Raw genomic sequence first — 13545 nt, forward strand, 5'->3', positions numbered from 1 at the left:
CAGCTCCGTCACTCCACACCCACCTGGACGAGATCGGTGCGCTGCCCGGTGCGATACACCGCCAGCTCGATACCGGGGTAACTGCGCCTCATCTGTTCGGCGACGGCCTCGAGGGCGGCCTCGTCGACGTCGACGCCGGCGAGCACCGTGACGAGTTCGCCTCCGGTGGAGAGCATGAGGTCGACGAGGGCGGTGCACGCCGACGTCTGATCCGGCGCGACCACGAGCACGTCGTCGCCGATCAACCCCAACACGTCGCCGACGTCGCTCATCCCGGCCAGCGTCATCATCCTCGTGGTCGCCGACTGCAGCGAGCCCCACCGCGCACCGGCCGCGGCCTCGGCCATCGCGTAGGCGTCGACGTCGGGCACCTCACTCGGATCGTGCACGGCGAGCGCCGCCAGGCACTGGGTCATCGAGGACGTCGGCAGCATGAGTACCGAACGCTGGGTGGAGCGCACCTCGGTGGCCACCGTGACGAGATCCTGAGATGTCAACGCCCCGTTGGCCATGACGACGACGTGCGCACTGTCGGTGTCGCGGATCGCCCGCCCCAGGTCGTGGGCGGACAGACCCTCGTCGGCGCGCAGCACGACCGCGCCGGCCTCGCCGAACAACTCGGCCGCACCGTCACCGGACACGACGACCACCACCGCACGCTTGTGCCGAGGCGGGGGCTCCGACGAATCAGCCTGTGCCCGAATGGCGTCGAGCGCGAAGCAGCTGATCCGGACGTCCGAGAGCCGGCCGATCCCGGCGCCGGCCTCGACCGCCGCACCCGGATCGCAGGTGTGGACGTGCACCGAGAAGCGTTCGCCCTCATCGCTGGAACTGTCGCCCACGATCACCACGGCGTCACCGAGGTCGTCGAGCCGGGCGCGGAGTTCGGCGATCTGCTCACCGGCCGCCCCGTCCAGGAGGTACATGACCTCGAAGTCCTGGTCACTGCCGTCGACGCAGCTGTCGTCCGGCCCGTGTCCGAGCGTGGTGCTGTCGGTGAGGATGCCCCGGTAGCGGCGCCGGCGGTGGGAGACCCCGGTGATCACCTTGACCATGGCGTCGACGATCGCGAGGAATCCGCGCCCGCCCGCATCCACCACACCCGCGTTCGCGAGCACCGACAGCTGTTCCGGAGTGCGTTCGAGCGCCTCGGCGCAGTCGTCGGCCACCGCGCGCACCTGGTCGGCCGGCGACTCGCTCTCGTGTGCCGCGGCCGACTCGGCGGCCACCCGCACGAGGGTGAGGACCGTGCCCTCACGCGGCTCGCTCACGGCGCGGGTCGCGGCGAGCGAACCGAGCCGGAGACCCAGCGTCGACAGTTCGGCGAAGGTCAGCGCGTCGGTGTCGCCCAGGATCTCCGCACCGTCGGCGAAGCCGACGAGGACCTGGGACAGGATGATCCCCGAGTTGCCGCGCGCCTGCGCCACCGCACCGTCGGCCATCGCACGCGCCACCTCGGGCAGGGATGCGTCGGGCGGGGTCTTCTCCACTGCCTCGGCCGCCGCGCGCATCGTGAAGAGCATGTTGCTGCCGGTGTCCGAGTCCGGGATCGGGAAGACATTCAGGTCGTTGATCTCACCGCGCAGCGACTCGAGCTGGTCGACCGAGGCACGGGCCCAGTCGCGCAGCAACTGCGGGTTGACGGTGCGGGCGATCACACGGTGACTCTTTCTTGCAGACGCGGCGCGCGACGGGCAGTGCTCTCGCGGGCGACGTGACCGGCGGGTGAGGTTGTGTGCAAGGCTACTCGGGGTGTCCGACCGTGCGACGCGACCGAGCTGGACCGCGTGCCGGGATCGACCCGGATTTGGTCACGCTCCCACGACCTGGTTATCCTTGCAGGGTTGCCTTTCGCCTCGGGCGTGCACACCTCCAGGTGGTGCCGATCGATCCGAGAGGCTGACCACAGACCATGATCATCTACCAAGGGAGTTCGACGATGGCTGCCGTCTGCGATATTTGCGGCAAGGGCCCGGGCTTCGGCAAGTCGGTGTCTCACTCGCACCGCCGTACCAACCGACGCTGGAACCCGAACATCCAGTCCGTTCGCGTGGAGGTCGCCCCCGGCAACCGCAAGCGCAAGAACGTCTGCACTTCCTGCCTGAAGGCCGGCAAGACCGCAGCTGTCTGATCTTCCGCACCCCCCGCGGGTGCAGAAGCCGAGACGCGAGACCCGGTGCCGCGAGCGCAAGCTCCCCGGCGTCGGGTCTTTGTCGTGTGCGCGATAGGGTTTCGCACATGGCCTCATCGAACCACGCCGCCCCCACCGGAACCGCTGCCGAGGCGGACACCGACGCCCTGGTGACCGAACACAACGGAGTACTCACCATCGCGGTGTCGACCACGGGCGCGGGCAACTCGCTCGACGACGCGGCGGTCGCCGCGGGCACACAGGCGCTGCGCGAGGTCGCGCGCGGTCAGCGCGACGTCGGTGCCGTCCTGCTGGTCGGGCCGGGCAAGAACTTCTGCGCCGGCGGGAACGTCCGCGCCTTCGCCGGCGCCGACGACCGTCCGACCTATCTCCGGGAGATCGCCGACAACTTCCATCGGCTCGTCGGCGCCCTCTACGAGGCCGACCGACCCGTCGTCGTCGCTGCCAAGGGCTGGGCCGCCGGTGCAGGCATGTCCCTGGTTCTGCACGCCGACGTGGCCATCGGCGGTTCGTCGACCAGGCTCCGGCCCGCCTACCGCGGCATCGGGTTGACCCCCGACGGTGGACTCACGTGGACACTCCCGCGCGCCGTCGGCGCCGCCCGTGCGCGACAGATCATCCTGACCGACCGCGTCATCACCGCGGAGGAGGCCCAGCAGTGGGGGCTGCTCTCGGAGATCGTCGCCGACGACGAGGTCGAATCCGCCGCGCGCACGGCAGCCGAGACCATCGCGTCGGGCCCCCGCGCCGCCGACGCCGCCACGAAGCATCTGCTGGCCGTCTCCGCGGACACCACGCTGATCGAGCACCTCGCTCTCGAGGCCCGCTCGATCTCCGAGCGGTCCGGGCTGCCCGAGGGCATCGAGGGTGTCGACGCCTTCGTCGGCAAGCGTGCACCGGACTTCACCCGCGGGCGCGCCGACACTGCTCCCTGATCCCAGAGAACCGTCAGACGCGCTGGCCCGCCTGCTCCCTGAGGTGCGAGGAGCGCGAGCGTCGCCCCCTGCTCCCTGAGGCGCGAGGAGCGCGAGCGTCGCCCCCTGCTCCCTGAGCCTGGATCCGTGGATGAGTTTGGGGTGTCGATGACAAGAAAATGCCCTTTGAGCTGGGATGATTGGTGGTGTTGAGACAACAAAACAATCCAGTCAAAAGGCACTTTCAGTGAAAGTATCGCATAAGTTCACTACCGAGTCCGCTGTCTTCGATGACGACAATCTGGTGTCGCATGCCGGGCTAGTACCGGTGATGCGACTGGCCCACTCGACGGGGTTGGCCTCCCAGCTGGCTGAGCGAGTCGATTTGGGCACCACCCAAGTCGCCTCTGCCGGGGCCAACCTGGACGCGAAGCTGTTGACCGTCATCGCCGGATTCTGTTGCGGCGCCGACAGTATCGACGACCTCAACCTCGTCCGCGCCGGTGGGCACACCCGCCTGTTCGACCGCGTGTACGCCCCGGCCACGATCGGACAGACCCTGCGCGAGTTCACCACCGGTCATGTGCGACAACTCAACGCCGTGATGACCCGGACCTTACCGGCGATGTGCGCGCGGGCAGGGTTGTTACCCACCGACGGCGCCCGAGTGTTTGTCGATATCGACTCGCTGCTGCGCCCGGTCTACGGCTATCAGAAACAGGGCGGCTCCTACGGCCACGCCAAGATCGCCGGACGTGAACTCCTGCGCCGGGGCCTGTCGCCATTGATCGCCACCGTCTGCGCGCCCGGGCATCCACCTGTGATCGCCAACGCGTGGCTGCGCGCCGGGCGCGCCGCCTCCGGTGCCGGGGCAGCAAAAATGATCGCCGAAACCATCACCACCGCACGCCGCGCCGGAGCCGCCGGCGAGATCACGGTGCGCGGGGATTCGGCCTACGGCTCGGCCGAGGTGATGGCGACCTGCGAGCGTGCGGGAGCCACGTTCTCGCTGGTCCTGCGGACCAACACCGCGATCGCCCGCGCGATCACGGCCATCAAAGACGATGCCTGGACACCGGTGCACTATCCCGGCGCGGTCACCGACCCCGACACCGGCGAACTGATCTCTGATGCCGAAGTCGCCGAAACCACCTACACCGTGAAACCCCAGTCGCCTCACCCGATCACCGCCCGACTCATCGTGCGCCGCGTCAAAGCCCACCACCCCGCCAACACCGACACCCTGATGCCCGCCTGGCGGTACCACGCATTTTTCACCAACACCACCGACGACACCGTCACCGCCGACATCAACCACCGCGGCCACGCCATCATCGAAACCGTGTTCGCCGACCTCATCGACGGACCACTGGCACATCTGCCCTCCGGAGTGTTCGGTGCCAACGCAGCCTGGCTGGCCCTGGCCGCCATCAGCCACAACCTCCTGCGCGCCCTCGCCGCGCTCAGCGCGGCACCGGCACTGCGCGCCGCACGCGGGGCGACGCTGCGCCGAACACTCATCGCCGTGCCCGCCCGACTGGCCCGACCAGCACGAACACCCGTCCTGCACCTACCCCGCCACTGGCCAGCACAACACGCCTTCACCGCGTTGTGGACCGCAGTGAACACCACCTGACACCCAAACTCCACACTGCCCAACCACGACCAGGAACCCCAGTGAAAAAGCTGACACAAGGTCAGCGAATACCCGACGCCCACACCACAATCAGACACTCAGCCATCACCAACCACACCCCCGGATAACCATCCACGGATCCAGGCTGAGGCGTGAGGAGCGCGAGCGTCGCCCCCTGCTCCCTGAGGTGCGAGGAGCGATAGCGACGAGCCTCGAAGGGTCAGGGCAGGCGCCAGTCCACCGGCTCCGCGCCGAGATCCAGCAGTTCCTCGTTGGCCCGGCTGAAGGGCCGGGAGCCGAAGAACCCGCGCGAGGCCGACAGCGGCGACGGATGCGCCGACACGATGGTCGGTACATCGGGAAGCCATTTCTCCAGACCCGCGGCGTCCCGGCCCCACAGGATCGCGACGAGTGGTTCGTCGCGAGCCGCGAGCGCCTTGATGGCGCACTCGGTCACCGTTTCCCAGCCCTTGCCACGATGGGAGGCCGGTTCGCCCGGCGCCACCGTGAGCACACGGTTGAGCAGGAGCACACCATTGTCCGCCCAGGGCGTCAGATCACCCGTGGTCGGTGTCGGGTAGCCGAGATCCGCGCAGTACTCGGTGTAGATGTTCGTCAGTGAGCGAGGGATCGGACGCACGTCGGGCGCCACCGAGAAGCTCAGTCCGACTGCGTGTCCGGGCGTGGGGTACGGATCCTGCCCGACGATCAGGACGCGCACGTCTTCGAAGGGACGCGTGAATGCCCGCAGGACATGTTGTCCCGCAGGCAGATAGCGGCGCCCCTCGGCGATCTCCGTGCGCAGGAACCGGCCCATCTCGGTGATGAGCGGCTCGACCGGGGCCAGCGCCTGCGCCCAACCCGGGTCGATCAGTTCGGCGAGGGGTTTGGGTGGTGCGGTCACTCGATTGCCTCCGTCGTGCGTGGTCGTCAGTCCAGTCGTTTGAGCGCGGTGCGGTAGTGCTGTGCGTTCTGGAAGTACATCTCACAGTTGAGTTCGGTGTGCCCCTGCGGGACCTCGTAGCCGTCGCGCAGCCGTGCCGGCACACCGAGCGCCATCCGTCGCGGCGGGACGTCGAACTTGAACGGGACCACCGCGCCGGCGCCGACGATCGCGCCGTCGCCGACCGTCGAGCCGTTCAAGACCACCGAGCCCGATGCGATGAGGCAGTCGTCACCGATCGTCGCGCCCTCGATGTGGGCGTTGTGGCCGACGACGCACCGCTCGCCGATCACCGTCGGTTCGAACACCGTGCAGTGGATGACGGTGCCGTCCTGGATGTTGGTGCGAGCACCGACGGTGATGGTCCCGTAGTCGCCTCGCAGGACCGCTCCCGGCCACACCGACACCCCGTCGCCCAGGGTGACCGCGCCGATCACCACCGCGTCCGGGTGCACGTAGGTGTCCTGTCCCAGGACCGGTTCTCGATCGTCGAGTGCGTAGATCGCCATGACGGCGACTCTAGTGGGGCGTCTCGCTAGTCACCGGTCGGGTCGGCGAAGGACTGCCACCCGTGCAGGTCCGGTCCGTCGGGTCCGCCGACGCGCCGGCCGTCGACCCAGACCTCGGGCGCCGACGACGACCTCGCACCGACCGAGCCGATCGCACTCCAGCCCGGGGGCACCGACGTCGCCTCGAACGCGGCGAGCAGGTGATGGTCCTCGCCCCCCGCGAGAACCCACCGCGCGACGTCCACCCCGAGCCGGTCTGCCGCCTCGGCCAGATCGGGGCGTCGCGGCACGGCATCGGAATCGACGGTCATCGTGAGCCCCGCGGCTCTCGACATCGTGAGCAGTTCTTCGACCAGACCGTCGGAGATGTCGGTCATGGCGTGCGCGCCCGCCGCTGCGGCGACCGGCCCCTGGGTGAGGTCGGGAGCCGGCACACGATGCAGCGCAACGAGTTCCGGCCAATCCTCGTCGGCGGCACGCGGATCGGACAGCACCGCGAGCCCCGCCGCACTGGCTCCGAGCGGACCGCTCACGGCAAGGACATCACCGGTTCGCGCGCCACCCAGCGACACCGGGCGGCGGTCCTCCAGGGCACCGACCGCGGTGACACTCACCACCACCTGACCCGCGGCGACCAGATCACCGCCCAGTACCCGCGCGCCCAGGTCGTGCGCCGCACGGACCACGCCGTCGTTGAGGTCGAGGACCACGCCGACCGGCGTTTCCGCCGGACATGCGATGGACACGACGAGACCCGTTGTGCGACCACCCATCGCGGCGACATCGGCCGAACTCTGCACCACCGCGCGGGCACCGACCTGTTGTGGCGTCGACCAGTCGAACCGGAAATGGCGACCCTCGACGACGGTGTCGGTGCTGATCACCGCCGACCCGCCGATGTCGAGAACGGCTGCGTCGTCACCCGATCCGATCACGATGTCCTGCGTGGGCTCACCAGATGTCGCGGATGCGGTCAGCGCCGCGATCACGGCACGCTCACCGATCGCACCGACCGTGGCGGTCCGGTCGATCGGGAGATCGGACCGACCGGTCTCGTCGAAGGTCACTCGTCGGGCCTTTCCTCTTCCGGTCGCGCGCGCACGGGGTTGTCGGTGACAATGTGTGCCACAGTGTATGGGCCGCCGGGCGAGACCGGTTCGGAGCAGACCCCGGGTCGGCCGACGGCGTCGTACACTGCCCGACGATCGTGCACGCGCCGAGCCGCCGGTATCGACAGCCCGTGTCGGCGATGTGCCCCAGATGATGGTGGCCCGGGTACGACACAGACGGAGAGGATGTCCGTGGTTCAGGCATACATACTGATCCAGACCGAGGTCGGCAGGGCCGCACTCGCGGCGGCGACCATCGCCGAGATCGCCGGGGTCGCCTCGTCCGAGGAGGTCAGTGGGCCGTACGACGTGATCGTCCGGGTCGATGCGGCCGATGTCACGCATCTGACCGAGAACGTGGTTCCGCAGATCCAGAAGGTCGACGGGATCACCCGTACCCTCACCTGCCCGGTGGTCACGACCACACGCTGACCTTCGGCGGCCGCCGTCCGCGCGCATCTCCGGGCGACAGGTCCCCGCGCGCGGGTCCGACAATCGGACTCCTACTGTTGTGGGGTGACGTCAGCAGGTTCGGATGACACTCCGCAGAGCCCCCTCGGCAGCGATCCCGACGACCCCACCGAGGACACCTCGCGGTACGGCGGCGGCGGGCGGCTCAGCCCGGCACTCGTCGCGACGCTGGTCGCCATCCCGGTGATGGTGCTCGCCGGGTTCATCGTGTTCGCCGCGCTGCGTCCCGACCCGGTGACCCCGATCGAGTCCTACGACTCCGCCGGCCCGGTCGCCGAGGGGTGCAGCCGACTCCTCGCCGAAGCACCGGAGACCTTCGAAGGATTCGGCACGAAAGAGGTGTCCGGCGACAGCGCGACGTGGCCGGCGACCGGCTCTGGCGACGACATGACACTGCGGTGCGGGGTGACCCGGCCGGCGGAGCTGTCTCCCACGAGCAATCTCCAGGAGATCCACGCGGTCGGTCAGGCCGGCGTCCAGTGGTTCATCACCGACACCGTCGACGGCTCGGGCCAGGCCTACGTGTGCGTCGATCACCGGCCGTATGTCGCGATGTGGATTCCGGCGAACGCCGGCAACGGACCCATCACCGACATCTCGGGCCTGATCGACCGCACCCTCGAACGAGGACCGCTCGACTTCGGCTGATCCTCCGAGCCGGGGAGATCAGTCCCGGTAGATCTCCGGCTTGGTACTGCGGCCGAGCAGCGAGTCGACGGCGTCGGCCACCGACATCCCCTCGTGGCAGACCTGGTGGACCGCGTCCGTGAGGGGCATCGGCACCTGATGCCGCTCGGCCAGCGCGCGCACCGACGAGCACGACTTGACGCCTTCGGCTACCTGTCCGTTCGTGGCCTCCTGAGCCTGCGCCATGGTGGCGCCCTCCCCCAGCCGTGCACCGAACGACCGGTTGCGGGACAACGGCGACGAGCACGTCGCAACGAGGTCCCCGATCCCGGCCAGGCCGGCCAAGGTCTCGATCTGCGCGCCCACCGCGACACCCAGGCGGATCGTCTCGGCGAGCCCGCGCGTGATGATCGTCGCCAACGTGTTCTGACCGAACCCGATGCCGCTCGCCATCCCACAGGCCAGCGCGATGACGTTCTTGGCCGAACCGCCGATCTCGCATCCGACGACGTCGCTGTTCGTGTACGGCCGGAAGTACCGCGTACTGAACGCCCTCTGCAGAGTCACCGCCCGCGCCTCGTCGGCGCAGGCGATGACCGTCGCCGCGGGCTGCCCCTCGGCGATCTCACGGGCCAGGTTCGGACCGGTCAGCACCGCGATCCGGTTGTCGTCGACGCCGGTCACCTCGGCGATGACCTCGCTCATCCGTAACAGCGTGTTCGATTCGATGCCTTTGGCGAGCGACACCAGGGACGCATCCGAACCGATGTACGGGGTCCACTGCGTCAGGTTGGGGCGCAACGACTGCGAGGGCACACCGCAGACGACGATGTCGGCACCCATCAGGGCGTCGACCGCCGAACTCGTCGCCGTCAGAGCACCGGGCAGCGTGATCCCGGGTAGGTAGTCGGCGTTGACGTGCTCGGTGTTGATGGCCTCGGCGAGCTCGGGGCGTCGGGCCCAGATCACGGTGTCCGTCCCGGCATCCACGAGCACCTTCGCCACCGAGGTTCCCCAGGAACCCGCTCCCATCACCGCCGCGCGCACCGCAACCTCCCACCGGGCAAGCCCAATTCCACATCCACACCGGCGGCCTCCTGGCCGTGGCGACCCTGCTCACCCTAGTGCCCTCCCCGGTGTGACCGACCCGGAATGTCACCGGCCATCGACCGGTGCATCATGATGGTCTGCATGGAACACGGCACTGTCGGCGCGGACGCCGACCCGACGATCGTCGACGCGGGGGGCAGCGAGCCCGTCGCGCCGACCGTCGCGGCTGTGCTGGCGGTGAAGAGCCTGCATCGCGCGAAGTCGCGATTGGCCGCAACCCTGTCCACCGCGTTCGAAGGCGATGATCCGGTCACCCGCGGCTCGCTGGTGCTCGCGATGTTCCTCGACACCGTCGACGCCCTGCGCGGCGCGGGGATCTCCCGCATCGTCGTCGTCAGCCCCGACGACGAGGTCCTCGCCGCGGCGCGGCGTTCGGGCATGCGCGGCCTGCGGGAGTCGGCGGCTCCTGCGGATGCGGGACTCAATGCCGCATTCGTCGACGGCGCACGATGGGCACGCGAGGCCTGGCCCGAGTCGACGGGCATGATGTACGTCCAGGCGGACCTGCCCGCCGCGACGAGCACGTCGATCACCGCCGTGCTGCGTGAGGCACAGCACCATCGATCCAGCTTCCTCACCGACCGCGACGGCACCGGGACGGTCCTGTTGCACGGAACCGTCGCCGACGACGCGGCACCGCGCTTCGGCCCCGGTTCCGCGGCCGCACACCGATCCGCCGGCGCCGTCGAACTCGATCCCGCGGGCCGGAACTGGCCCGACCTGCGCACCGACGTCGACACCGCGACGGACCTCGCCGTCGCCCGCGAACTCGGTCTCGGACCACACACCACCGCTGCGCTGCGTCATCTCTGACCCGCACACGGCATCGATCCCGGTCTATCCGGCGGGCGTGTACGCCGAGGACCGAGATGGGTCATCATTGGGGGGTGAGCCCCGCCGACGACGACTCCTCCAAGACCACCACCACGTTCACCATGTCACCGATACCCCACGCACCGCCGGCCGCCACCTTGGTTCCCGACGAGTCCGCCGACCTGCCCGAGGACCGCTACCTCAACCGGGAATTGAGCTGGCTGGACTTCAACTCCCGCGTGCTCGCGCTCGCCGAGGACACCTCGTTGCCGCTCCTCGATCGCGCGAAGTTCCTCGCGATCTTCGCCTCGAATCTCGACGAGTTCTTCATGGTCCGGGTGGCCGGGCTGAAACGTCGTGACGAGACCGGCCTGTCGGTCCGGTCCGCGGACGGGCTGTCGCCTCGAGAGCAGCTCATGCGGATCGCCGGCCGTGCCCAGACCATCGCCGACCGCCACGCGCGCGTATTCCTCGACTCGGTCCGACCGGCGTTGGCCGACAACGACATCTACGTGGTGACCTGGTCACAGCTCACGGACGAGCAACAGGCGCGGATGACGGACTACTTCCAGGACGAGGTCTTCCCGGTCCTGACGCCGCTGGCCGTCGATCCCGCTCACCCGTTCCCGTACATCAGCGGGTTGTCGTTGAACCTCGCCGTCACGGTCCGCGACGTCAACGAGAGCGGCGAGCATTTCGCGCGGGTCAAGGTCCCCGACAACGTGAACCGCTTCATCCGGGTCGACCGGTTGTCGCCGTATCGGGGCACCGACGACAAGGCGGCCAAACGCGCGGTGTATCTGCCGCTGGAGAGTCTGATCGCGGCCAACCTCGGCAATCTGTTCCCGGGGATGGAAATCGTTGAGCACCACGTGTTCCGGATCACCCGTAACGCCGACTTCGAAGTCGAGGAGGACCGGGACGAGGATCTGCTCCAGGCCCTGGAGCGTGAACTCGCCCGGCGCCGGTTCGGCTCCCCGGTGCGGCTCGAGGTGGCCGATGACATGACCGAGCACATGCTCGAGTTGTTGCTGCGCGAGCTCGAGGTGGACCCCGCCGATGTCATCCAGGTGCCCGGACTCCTCGATCTGTCATCACTTTTCGAGATCTACGCGCTCGACCGCCCGCACCTGAAGGACCGCCCGTTCGTCCCCGCCACCCATCCGGCGTTCGGCGAGCGGGAAACACCCAAGAGCGTGTTCTCGACACTGCGCGACGGCGACGTGCTCGTGCACCATCCGTACGACTCGTTCTCGACGAGCGTCCAGCGGTTCATCGAGCAGGCCGCGGCCGACCCCCAGGTACTCGCCATCAAGCAGACGCTGTACCGCACTTCCGGCGACTCCCCGATCGTCAACGCGCTCATCGACGCCGCCGAGGCCGGCAAACAGGTCGTCGCCCTGGTCGAGATCAAGGCACGCTTCGACGAGCAGGCGAACATCAAGTGGGCACGCAAGCTCGAGCAGGCCGGCGTCCACGTCGTCTACGGCCTCGTGGGACTCAAGACCCACTGCAAGACCTGCCTGGTGGTGCGTCGTGAGGGCTCGACGATCAAGCGGTACTGCCACATCGGCACCGGGAACTACAACCCGAAGACAGCACGGCTCTACGAGGACGTGGGCCTGCTGACCGCCGCTCCCGACATCGGCGCCGATCTGACCGACCTGTTCAACACCCTGACCGGTTATTCACGCAAGCAGGAGTATCGAAACATCCTCGTTGCGCCGCACGGCATCCGGGCCGGCATCATCAAGCGGATCCACCGCGAGATCGAGCTCTTCCGCGAGGGGGACACTCGAGCGCGGATCCAGCTCAAGGCGAATGCCCTCGTCGACGAGCAGGTGATCGATGCGCTCTACCGAGCCTCCCAGAGCGGGGTACCGGTCGATGTCGTCGTCCGGGGCATCAGCGCCCTGCGGCCCGGGGTCGAGGGCTACAGCGACAACATCCACGTGCGGTCGATCCTGGGGCAGTTCCTCGAGCACTCGCGAATTCTGTACTTCGGTGCGCAGAACCAGTACTGGTTCGGCAGCGCGGACATGATGCATCGCAACCTGGATCGACGCGTCGAGGTGATGGTGAACGTCCGTGATGAACGTCTGGCCGGCGAACTCGGCGACATCTTCGCCTCCGCGCTCGACCCCCGAACCCGCTGCTGGGTTCTGCATTCCGACGGGAGCTGGGTCGCCTCACCCGCCGAGGGCGAGGAGGTGCGCGACCATCAGCGACAGATGATGCGGCGCAATCGTCGTCGGCCGGAGACCAGTTCGTGACCGGCACCGACGCGTAACCTTCGGCCTCTACCATCACCACCGATATGGCGAAGAAGACGAATGAGGTGTGGGCCGCGGGCGGCGTGGTCTGGCGGCCGGGGGTCTCCGGTTCCGCCGAGACCGACGGTGTCGAGATCGCGGTCGTCCACCGCCCGAAGTACGACGACTGGACGCTACCCAAGGGAAAGGCCGAGCCGGGCGAGACGCTCATCGACACCGCGGTGCGCGAGATCGCCGAGGAGACCGGACAACACGTCGTCCTCGGCCGGCACCTCGACGACGTCCACTACGACCTCGGTGGCACCCGCAAGCATGTGCGCTACTGGTCGGCACGGGCCATCGACGGGGCTTTCGTCACCGGCAGCGAGGTCGACGATCTGCACTGGCTCTCGGTCGACAGGGCCCGGGAGGCCTTGAGCTACCCGCTCGACCGCACGATCCTGGAGGAGTTCGTGCGACTACCCGCGGACCTGCACACGTTTTTGTTGGTCCGGCACGCCAAGGCCGGCCGGCGCTCGACGTACAAGGGCGACGACCGGTTGCGCCCCCTCGACAAGCTGGGCCGGGCGCAGGCCGCCGCCCTCGTCCCGTTGCTGCTGGCGTTCGGGGCGGGCCGCGTCCACTCGGCTGATCGCGTGCGATGCGAGCAGACCCTGGAACCGTTGCGCGACCGCCTCGGCGTCGAGCTGCATGCCGAGCCGGACCTGTCGGAGGAGACGTACCGGACGAATCCGGCAGCGGCGCAACACCGGATCCTTCGACTCGCTGCCGACACGACGTCGACCCTGGCGGTCTGCAGCCAGGGCAAGGTGATTCCGCCCCTCATGGAGTGGTGGGCCGACCGGGACTCGATCTCGCTTCCCAAGGCGTCCAATCGCAAGGGGAGCGTATGGGTTCTGTCCCTGTACGACGGCCGCCTCGTGGCGGCCGACCACATCGCCGGACCGCTTCCCGCAACCTGAGTCGGAGTCGGCACGCGGACGACACC

Annotated in this window: 13 protein-coding genes; 8 read left to right on the forward strand and 5 right to left on the reverse strand. The window is 68.6% G+C overall.

The genetic code is table 11. The features are described 5' to 3' along the window. Positions 1-8: 8 nt before the first annotated feature. Positions 9-1658, reverse strand: a complete 1650-nt coding sequence (locus tag AC3B5T_RS23620) for a DAK2 domain-containing protein (RefSeq protein WP_055475499.1) — start codon at positions 1656-1658, stop codon at positions 9-11. 281 nt (positions 1659-1939) lie between these two features. Here AC3B5T_RS23620 and rpmB point away from each other — a divergent pair, with 281 nt between their 5' ends. The 3 genes from rpmB (at position 1940) to AC3B5T_RS23635 (ending at position 4702) form a co-directional block, all read left to right on the forward strand. Then, positions 1940-2131: a 50S ribosomal protein L28 gene (gene rpmB / locus AC3B5T_RS23625; RefSeq protein ID WP_004023092.1), complete on the forward strand. Its 192-nt coding sequence runs from the start codon at positions 1940-1942 to the stop codon at positions 2129-2131. A gap of 107 nt (positions 2132-2238) precedes the next feature. Beyond that, complete coding sequence (locus tag AC3B5T_RS23630; protein ID WP_488357996.1) at positions 2239-3087, forward strand: enoyl-CoA hydratase/isomerase family protein; 849 nt, start codon at positions 2239-2241, stop codon at positions 3085-3087. Between the two features lie 226 nt (positions 3088-3313). After that, positions 3314-4702 (forward strand): IS1380 family transposase, encoded by a 1389-nt coding sequence (locus AC3B5T_RS23635; RefSeq protein ID WP_488357638.1) that lies wholly within the window; start codon positions 3314-3316, stop codon positions 4700-4702. 220 nt (positions 4703-4922) lie between these two features. On the opposite strand, the gene AC3B5T_RS23640 is transcribed toward AC3B5T_RS23635, so the two are convergent. Genes AC3B5T_RS23640 through AC3B5T_RS23650 form a run of 3 tightly spaced genes read right to left on the reverse strand, consistent with a single transcriptional unit; the run spans position 4923 to position 7221 of the window. Further along, entirely contained in the window at positions 4923-5606 is a 684-nt protein-coding gene (locus AC3B5T_RS23640; protein WP_010841305.1) for a uracil-DNA glycosylase, read from the reverse strand. A 26-nt stretch (positions 5607-5632) separates the two neighbouring features. After that, positions 5633-6154, reverse strand: coding sequence for a gamma carbonic anhydrase family protein (locus tag AC3B5T_RS23645; RefSeq protein WP_010841306.1), 522 nt, complete (start codon positions 6152-6154; stop codon positions 5633-5635). A 26-nt stretch (positions 6155-6180) separates the two neighbouring features. After that, complete coding sequence (locus AC3B5T_RS23650; RefSeq protein ID WP_488357998.1) at positions 6181-7221, reverse strand: thiamine-phosphate kinase; 1041 nt, start codon at positions 7219-7221, stop codon at positions 6181-6183. A 228-nt stretch (positions 7222-7449) separates the two neighbouring features. Between AC3B5T_RS23650 and AC3B5T_RS23655 the strand changes: the two genes are divergently transcribed. Both AC3B5T_RS23655 and AC3B5T_RS23660 read left to right on the forward strand, forming a co-directional pair. Next, entirely contained in the window at positions 7450-7695 is a 246-nt protein-coding gene (locus tag AC3B5T_RS23655; RefSeq protein ID WP_014927483.1) for an Lrp/AsnC ligand binding domain-containing protein, read from the forward strand. Between the two features lie 84 nt (positions 7696-7779). Then, positions 7780-8382, forward strand: coding sequence for a DUF3515 domain-containing protein (locus AC3B5T_RS23660; protein ID WP_010841309.1), 603 nt, complete (start codon positions 7780-7782; stop codon positions 8380-8382). Positions 8383-8400: 18 nt separating this feature from the next. Here AC3B5T_RS23660 and AC3B5T_RS23665 read toward each other — a convergent pair whose 3' ends face one another. Further along, positions 8401-9408, reverse strand: coding sequence for an NAD(P)H-dependent glycerol-3-phosphate dehydrogenase (locus tag AC3B5T_RS23665; protein ID WP_488358000.1), 1008 nt, complete (start codon positions 9406-9408; stop codon positions 8401-8403). Positions 9409-9552: 144 nt separating this feature from the next. On the opposite strand from AC3B5T_RS23665, the gene cofC reads away from it, so the two are divergent. The 3 genes from cofC (at position 9553) to AC3B5T_RS23680 (ending at position 13519) form a co-directional block, all read left to right on the forward strand. Further along, positions 9553-10284, forward strand: a complete 732-nt coding sequence (gene cofC / locus AC3B5T_RS23670; RefSeq protein ID WP_231632674.1) for a 2-phospho-L-lactate guanylyltransferase — start codon at positions 9553-9555, stop codon at positions 10282-10284. 74 nt (positions 10285-10358) lie between these two features. Further along, positions 10359-12557 (forward strand): RNA degradosome polyphosphate kinase, encoded by a 2199-nt coding sequence (locus AC3B5T_RS23675; protein WP_035717008.1) that lies wholly within the window; start codon positions 10359-10361, stop codon positions 12555-12557. A 44-nt stretch (positions 12558-12601) separates the two neighbouring features. Continuing rightward, positions 12602-13519: an NUDIX domain-containing protein gene (locus AC3B5T_RS23680; RefSeq protein WP_488358002.1), complete on the forward strand. Its 918-nt coding sequence runs from the start codon at positions 12602-12604 to the stop codon at positions 13517-13519. Positions 13520-13545: the final 26 nt, after the last annotated feature.

The sequence above is a fragment of the Gordonia sp. G4 genome, assembly GCF_057770005.1.

Coding starts and splice junctions, on each gene's coding strand:
- AC3B5T_RS23630 (WP_488357996.1), top strand. CDS start 2,239: ATGGCCTCATCGAACCACGCCGCCCCCACCGGAACCGCTGCCGAGGCG.
- cofC (WP_231632674.1), top strand. CDS start 9,553: ATGGAACACGGCACTGTCGGCGCGGACGCCGACCCGACGATCGTCGAC.
- AC3B5T_RS23655 (WP_014927483.1), top strand. CDS start 7,450: ATGTCCGTGGTTCAGGCATACATACTGATCCAGACCGAGGTCGGCAGG.
- AC3B5T_RS23680 (WP_488358002.1), top strand. CDS start 12,602: ATGGCGAAGAAGACGAATGAGGTGTGGGCCGCGGGCGGCGTGGTCTGG.
- AC3B5T_RS23645 (WP_010841306.1), bottom strand. CDS start 6,154: ATGGCGATCTACGCACTCGACGATCGAGAACCGGTCCTGGGACAGGAC.
- rpmB (WP_004023092.1), top strand. CDS start 1,940: ATGGCTGCCGTCTGCGATATTTGCGGCAAGGGCCCGGGCTTCGGCAAG.